Below are 710 nucleotides of genomic sequence, written 5' to 3'. Positions count from 1 at the left end.
CGTGATCGTCCCAGTCACCACGGTCCTCACCCTCGTGACCCTTCTCGTCACGGGCCTCCTCCTCGCCCTGGCCGTCGTCCTTGGTGAGTTGCTGAGCGGTCGACCACTTCACGTCGGCGAGCCGGTGGGGACCGGTGACCCCGGTGGTCGCGTACGCCACACCGGCGAGACTGACCGCTCCCGTCAGGCCCACGACGCCGGTGGCGAGCCAGACCCGGCGACGCCGGATCGGGGAGACCGTCTCACGGGTGGCGTCACTGTTATTGCGAAGGTAGTTGGACATCGGAGCTCTCTGCCCTCTCCTTGTACCCGACAAGGTCGCTTCGCCACGGCGAGGCGGCCTCCGCTACAAATCGGTTGTAGCTGCTGAAGACCACCGTATGAGAACCTTCTTCACCTCGTGCCCATATACGAGAAAAACCCGCATAAGGGGCGGGTGGGGTCGCTGGCCGCACGGGGAACCGCAGGGCAGCGGCGGTGTCACGGTTGGCGAAGGGTGTCGCGGAGGGCGGAAAGCTGCCGGTCGCCTCCGGACGGCTTGTTGTGGTGGAGGACCACGACGAACCACCCGGTGGCCACGTGGGGGGCAGGGGAGTCCCTTTCCGCCGTGGTGCGGCGGAAAGGGACCCCCTCGGTTATGTGGTGGTTCAGTTGAAGCAGTCCTCGACGGTGCCGGCGCAGTTGGTCGGGTCGTTGTCGGTGACGGTGGA

At 66.6% G+C, this 710-nt stretch carries 1 protein-coding gene and 1 pseudogene; one reads left to right on the top strand and one right to left on the bottom strand.

The genetic code is table 11. The annotated features are described in order from the left end of the window. A pseudogene (locus ACFOYX_RS35860) lies at positions 1–283 on the bottom strand (hypothetical protein); the annotation flags it as partial. A 203-nt stretch (positions 284–486) separates the two neighbouring features. On the opposite strand from ACFOYX_RS35860, the gene ACFOYX_RS35855 reads away from it, so the two are divergent. Then, a partial coding sequence (locus ACFOYX_RS35855; RefSeq protein WP_377534799.1) for a hypothetical protein occupies positions 487–710 on the top strand: 224 nt, incomplete at its 3' end.

Origin of the sequence: Micromonospora sp. GCM10011541 (assembly GCF_042650725.1) — a bacterium.
Taxonomy (GTDB): Bacteria; Actinomycetota; Actinomycetes; order Mycobacteriales; family Micromonosporaceae; genus Micromonospora; species Micromonospora sicca.
Note: the sequence above shows the minus strand (reverse complement) of the source record. Positions and strands in the feature narration are given on the sequence as shown.